The organism is Streptomyces sp. XM83C (assembly GCF_023072675.1).
Lineage (GTDB): Bacteria > Actinomycetota > Actinomycetes > Streptomycetales > Streptomycetaceae > Streptomyces > Streptomyces thermocoprophilus.
The window spans coordinates 1-5,086 of sequence record NZ_JALLGL010000382.1 but is presented as its reverse complement, the minus strand read 5'-3'; the positions used below and the strand labels follow the sequence as shown (position 1 = coordinate 5,086).

The window sequence follows — 5,086 nt, the reverse complement described above, 5'->3', positions numbered from 1 at the left end:
GCGGCGGCCGGTTCAAGATCGGCGGCAAGAAGGAGGAGGCGGAGCGACAGCGCAAGCTGGATCTGATCCGCACACCGGTCCTGTCGTGCTACCGCATCGCCGTGATCAGCCTCAAGGGCGGCGTCGGCAAGACCACGACGACCACCGCCCTCGGCGCCACGCTCGCCACCGAGCGGCAGGACAAGATTCTCGCGATCGACGCCAACCCGGACGCCGGTACGCTCGGCCGCCGTGTGCGCCGGGAGACCGGCGCGACGATCCGCGACCTCGTCCAGGCGATCCCGTACCTCAACTCGTACATGGACATCCGGCGGTTCACCTCGCAGGCCCCCTCCGGCCTGGAGATCATCGCCAACGACGTGGACCCGGCCGTCTCCACGACGTTCAACGACGAGGACTACCGGCGCGCCATCGACGTGCTCGGTCAGCAGTACCCGATCATCCTCACCGACTCGGGCACCGGCCTGCTCTACAGCGCCATGCGGGGTGTGCTGGACCTCGCGGACCAGCTCATCATCATCTCGACGCCGTCGGTCGACGGTGCCTCCAGCGCCAGTACGACGCTGGACTGGCTCGCCGCGCACGGCTACCAGGACCTGGTCTCCCGCTCCCTCACCGTCATCTCAGGTGTCCGCGAGACCGGCAAGATGATCAAGGTCGAGGACATCGTGGCGCACTTCGAGACCCGGTGCCGTGGCGTGGTCGTGGTGCCGTTCGACGAGCATCTGGCCGCCGGTGCCGAGGTGGACCTCGACATGATGCGGCCGAAGGTGCGGGAGGCGTACTTCAACCTCGCCGCGATGGTCGCCGAGGACTTCGTCCGGCACCAGCAGATGCACGGCCTGTGGACCAGCGACGGCAACCCGCCGCCGGTGGCCGCCCCGCCGATGCCCGGCCAGCCTCTTCCCGGGCAGCCCGTGCCGGGTCAGCCGATGCCGGGTCAGCCCGTGCCGGGCGCGGGTCCCGTGCCGGGCCAGCCCGTTCCGGGACAGCCGGTGCCCGGCCAGGCGTACCCGGGTCAGCCCGGCCACCCCGGCCAGCCGGTCCCCGGGCAGGCCCCCGGGCAGCAGGCCCCCGGCCAGCCCTTCCCCGGACAGCCGCAGCCCCAGCCGTACCCGCAGCAGCCGGGCCAGGAGCTGTACGGCCGGCCGGGCGCTCAGCCCGGCCAGCCGCAGCCGTTCCCGCAGCAGGCCCAGGCCCAGCCGCCGCAGGCCCAGCCGGGCCAGCCGGGCCAGCCCGGTCAGCAGCCGCCGCAGCACCCCGGCTACCCGGCCGGTTACGGCTACCCGCAGCCGCAGCCCGGCCAGCAGCCCCCGCAGCAGTAAGCCGGGGGACGCCGACACAACGAAGGGCGGCCGGTGCCCGTCAAGGCACCGGCCGCCCTTCGGCGTCGTATCACCGGATCGAGAACCCGGAAGGAACCGGCCGGAACGGAACGGGCCGGCTGGACGGGACCGACCGGACCGGGAGACCGGCCAGGAAGACCGGACCCGCGTCTACCGGCCGTCCGCCTCCGCCACCAGCTCCCGGCAGCGCTTCACGTCCTGAGCCATCTGCTCCAGCAGCGCGTCCAGCGTCTCGAACTTCGCCTGCCCCCGCACGAACGCCAGGAAGTCCACGGCGACATGCAGCCCGTACAGGTCGAGCCCGACCCGGTCGATGGCGTACGCCTCCACGGTCCGCTCGGTGCCGTCGAACTGCGGGTTGGTGCCGACGGAGATCGCCGCCGGCATCGCCTCCCCGGCGGCGTGCAGCCAACCCGCGTACACACCGTCGGCGGGGATCGCGGTGTGCGGCAGCGTCTCCACGTTGGCGGTCGGGAAACCCAGCTCACGGCCGCGCTGGGCGCCGCGCACCACCACGCCCTCCACCCGGTGCGGCCGGCCGAGGATCTCCGCGGCGCCGGCCACATCGCCCTCGGCGACCAGGCGCCGGGTCAGCGTGGAGGAGAAGGGCTCGCCCCCGCCCGCCGCGCCGGTCAGATACAGGTCGACGACCTCCACCGCGAAGTCGTACACCTTGCCCTGCTCGGCGAGGAACTCGACGTTGCCCGCGGCCTTGTGACCGAAGCGGAAGTTCGGGCCCTCGACGACCGCCCTGGCGTGCAGCTTGTCGACGAGGACCTTGACGATGAAATCGGCCGGCGACAGCTTCGAGAACTCCGCCGTGAACGGCAGGACCAGCACCGCGTCCACGCCCAGTTCCGCCATCAGCTCGCAGCGGCGGTGGTGCGGGGCGAGCAGCGGCGGGTGGCTGCCCGGGCGGACGACCTCGCTGGGGTGCGGGTCGAAGGTGACGACGACGGTCGGCACGCCCAGCTCCCGCCCGCGGTCCACGGCGTGCCGGATGATCAGCTGGTGGCCGCGGTGGACTCCGTCGTAGGAGCCGATGGTGACGACGCTGCGCCCCCAGTCCTGGGGGATGTCCTCCAAGCCACGCCAGCGCTGCACTGTGACCGCTCCTCGAACCTGTGTCGGTGCTTACCGTTGACCACTTATGCAGGTCTAAGGGTGCCATGCCGCGCGCCGCGCCCCGGCATCGGCACCGGTACGTGCCCTGTGACCCGGCGCACGTACAGCACGGCCGGATCAGACGGGTACGCGCACACCCGCCAGGTCCTCGACGGCGCGGCGCGCGCCGGGCCCGAGCAGGGTCGCCCACTCCCCCGGTGACTCGGCCAGCCAGCGCGCCAGGCGTGCCGCGAAGCCGGGGACGTGCCGGGCGAGGTCGGCGAGCCCGTGGTCGAGGCGGGCGGCGCCCTCCGGGGTGCGGATCAGCAGCAGACCGGTGCGGTGCAGCAGGCCGCGCAGCTCGGCGTCGTCGCCCTGCCGGTCCGGGTGGTCCGGGTGGTCCATGTGGTTCGTGTGGTCCGGGGGGTTCGGGTGGTTCGTGTGGTGGTCGCCGTGGTAGGCGGCGGCGTGCAGCAGGGCGGCGAGGACGCCGGGGTCCTGCTCGCGGCTGAGGAGCAGTTCGCGCAGCTCTCGGCGGAGGGGCGTGGATGCGGGGGTGCCGGGGGCCGCGAGGACGGTGGCGAGCGCGGCCCGCACCCGTTCGGGGGCGTCGGCCAGCAGGCCGGTGACCAGCGGGAGGAGGTCCGCGCGGGCGCGGGGGCCGTGTTCGAGGCGGGTGCCGACATAGGCGGCGATGTCGTCGGCGGCGTCCGGGCGCAGACCGGCGGCCTCCTGGACGAGTCCCGCGATACGGCGGGCCGGGCCGGTCTCCGCGACCTCGGCGAGGGCCTGGAGCGCCGCCCCGGCCGTCGGCCCGGCGAGGCGGGTGCGGAAGGCGTCGAGGACGGCGTCGGGGTGGGTGGTGAGGGCGGTGAGCAGGGCGGCCGGCGGGAGCTGCGGGTCACCGGCGGCGAAGCGGCGCAGTGCCTGCGGCAGATGGTGGGCGCGGGTCGCCGGGTCACGGACGAGCAGGGCGAGCGCACCGCCGTGCAGGGCGGCGGCGTCGGCGCGGGCGAGCAGAGCGAGAGCGGCGTAGCGGAGCAGTTCGCGGTCGGCGTCGGTGCGGACGTGGGGGGCGGTGCGCAGCCCGTGGGTGACGGCCGCGGCACGGCGCTCGGGGCGCTCGTCGTGCGCCCAGCGGTCCACGGCCCGGCACAGGGCGGACGGTTCGTCCTCGGCGAGCACGGCGAGGAGTTCGTCGGCGCGCGGGTGGGCGCGGTCGAGCAGCAGCTCGATGAGGGCGTCGAGGGCGCGGTGGCGGTGGGTGTGCAGCAGGGCCTGCGCGGCGGTGGCGACGGTGGCGTGCGGGGTCGCGGGCAGGGGCCGGTCGTCGTCGAACCACACCATGAGGTGCGGCTGTACGGCGGCGGGGTCGGTGGCGAGCAGCCGGGCGACGCTGTCCAGACAGCGGGGGGTGCCGCCCGGCTCGGGGGCGGAGTCGGCGAGGACGAGGCGGCGCAGCAGGTCGAAGCGGTCGGCGTCGCGCAGCCGCAGCCCGGTCCAGAAGGCGGGCGCGAAGCGGGCGGGCGGAAGCCGCCGGTCGGCGATGCGGTCGGCGAGGTCGCGCAGGACGCCGAGATACGGGGTGGCATCGGGGACGCGGGTGAGGACCTCGGTGAGCAGCCGGGCGGCCCACCAGGAGTCCGGGTCGGCGTCCAGTGCCTCGACGAGTTCGTCGAGGCGCAGGGCCAGCCGCCGGGTGCCGTGCTGCCGGGCGAGCAGCAGCAGGGCCTCGACGACGGGGCCGATGCGGTGGTGGGGGACGGGCAGCGGGTGGGCCTCGTGCCGGCCGCGGTGGACGAGGGCGCGCAGGGCCTCGTCCAGGTCGAGGTGGATGCCTTGCAGCCAGTCGGCCAGCTCTTCGTGGGCGAAGCGGTAGCCGGTGCCGGCGGGGACGAGGAGGCCTTCGGTGAGGACGGCGGAGGCCCAGCCGGTGCCGCCGCCGAGCCGGTCCGGGGCCGGGCCCCAGGGGAACACCGCCTCGAACGCCTCCCGGTCCAGTTCGCCCTGGCCAGGGCCGAGGCTGCGCCGGGCGGCCTCGTGGACCTGCCCGGCGACCTTCGCCGCGAGCCGGCGTACGGCGGTGCCGCGCAGGCCGTTCCCGGCGGCGAGCCGCACGGCGACACGCAGGCACAGCAGGTCGAGGTGGGCGGCGAAGACGTCGTGGCGGTCGACCCGGACACGCGGCGCCTGCGGCAGGGCGGCACGTACCTCGGCGTACAGGCGCAGCGCGAGCGGATGCCGGGCGTCGGGGGCGGCGAGGGCGTCCTCGGGGACGCGGTACCGCTGTCGGGCGAGGCGGGCCTCGTCGGCTTCCAGGTCCCCGAGGCGGACGCAGGGCGGCAGCGTGTCGTCACGGTGGTCGCGCCCGGCGTGCAGCAGCTCGCGCGGGAAGCGGGCGCCGGCCCCTTCCCAGTACTCGTCCCGGCACGCCACCACGAGCCGCGCCCCGCTCTGCCGCAGCCATTCGGCGGTGCCCGCGGTCCACTCGTCGAGCCGGTGGGCGAGCACGGGCGGCATCTCCTCGGGCCCGTCGAGCAACAGCACCAACGGCCGCCCGGCATCCCGCGCCAGCCGCGCGGGGCGTGCCGGGTCGAAGCCGACGGGGGCCTCGTCGCGGGGACAGGCGGCGGGGT

The 5,086-nt window shown here is 75.2% G+C and carries 3 protein-coding genes; 1 reads left to right on the top strand and 2 read right to left on the bottom strand.

What is annotated here, in order from left to right:
- A partial coding sequence (locus MTQ10_RS27685) for a MinD/ParA family ATP-binding protein (RefSeq protein ID WP_247473012.1) occupies positions 1-1,325 on the top strand: 1,325 nt, incomplete at its 5' end.
- Positions 1,326-1,496: 171 nt separating this feature from the next.
- Here the strand turns inward: MTQ10_RS27685 and MTQ10_RS27680 are convergent.
- Both MTQ10_RS27680 and MTQ10_RS27675 read right to left on the bottom strand, forming a co-directional pair.
- Positions 1,497-2,450, bottom strand: a complete 954-nt coding sequence (locus tag MTQ10_RS27680) for a bifunctional riboflavin kinase/FAD synthetase (protein ID WP_247473010.1) — start codon at positions 2,448-2,450, stop codon at positions 1,497-1,499.
- Positions 2,451-2,588: 138 nt separating this feature from the next.
- Positions 2,589-5,086 (bottom strand): serine protease (locus MTQ10_RS27675; RefSeq protein WP_247473009.1); only part of this gene is annotated, 2,498 nt, incomplete at its 5' end.